This window comes from Stenotrophomonas sp. STEN018 (assembly GCF_056760235.1).
Genome location: NZ_JBRREK010000140.1, coordinates 1 through 980, shown reverse-complemented (window position 1 = coordinate 980; position 980 = coordinate 1). Strand labels below are relative to the sequence as shown.

At 55.7% G+C, this 980-nt stretch carries 2 protein-coding genes; both read left to right on the top strand.

Annotated features, from left to right (window positions below; translation table 11 throughout):
- Window positions 1-137: IS3 family transposase (locus tag ACVOMB_RS21070; RefSeq protein ID WP_481532938.1), on the top strand; the 137-nt coding region annotated here is incomplete at its 5' end.
- Window positions 138-552: 415 nt separating this feature from the next.
- On the top strand, window positions 553-924 hold the full coding sequence (locus ACVOMB_RS21065; protein ID WP_481532937.1) for a hypothetical protein: 372 nt from the start codon (window positions 553-555) through the stop codon (window positions 922-924).
- Window positions 925-980: the final 56 nt, after the last annotated feature.

Genomic DNA, 980 nt, shown 5'->3' with positions numbered 1-980 from the left:
ACCACCAACGCACATTTGAAACCGATGGATCCCTGCTGGCGGCTATCCGCAGCTACGTAGATTTTTACAATAACCAGCGCCTACACTCGGCACTTGGTTATCAAACACCAACGGAATTCGAGCGCACCTGCCATTGACCAACAGGTGTCCACTTTTTCGAAGGAAGTCCCACTCGCTTCGCGAGTCGGCTTAATTCCGGAGTTAGGCGGCGGTGTGCGGGGTTGGCTGGCCATTCTTCTGTCGGCAGCAAACTCAGCAATTCACCGGTCGGCTCCGGGTAACAGTTCCAAGTGTTCTTGGCACCGGCCAGCTCGCCACTTCGTCTTACGCCTCACTGCCAGGTCGCGATCATTTCTTCGCACTTCGGCGGCAACGCCGCGGCAAGGTTTCCCGGGCAAGCTACATCCCGCAAGCTGTGGCATGATCGGCTCGCGCTGGGTTGTACAAGCAGGGCAGCGTTGGCCATTGACTATGCAATTGGCTGCAGCCGCCTAACGGTTCATTCAAGCCAAACTCGCTTCGCGAGTTGGCTTAATTCCAGAGTTAGGCCCCATGGACACTGTCGCAGTGAAGAAGGTGAAAAGGTTCTCGCCCGGCGATGAATCGGCTGAAGTGACGCTAGCAAGTGGGAAAGGAGAGATTGTCGCCTTCAGCTATCCCTGCGAACTTTCGGAGGGCCAAGCCATACCCAATCTTCTTTACGGTATGACCAGAGAGGTGCGCTCTGCGTTCCTTTCCGATTGGCCGGAGAGTATCAAAGATGCACTGGCCGCCGAGCGCCTTGAGCGGGTTGGACCTTTGGGATATCGCGGCTGTGGGAGAGTCATTGACCAATCAGCAGGCTTGGTAGAGGTTCTTGGCTTTATTCTTAAGGAAGCTCTGAACAACTCCCCCGAAGCTGCCAGACTGCAATCCGCGATTTGAGAGCTTGATCGACCCATGCAACTAACCTTTGGCGACGCCGAACAACAAGGCCGACG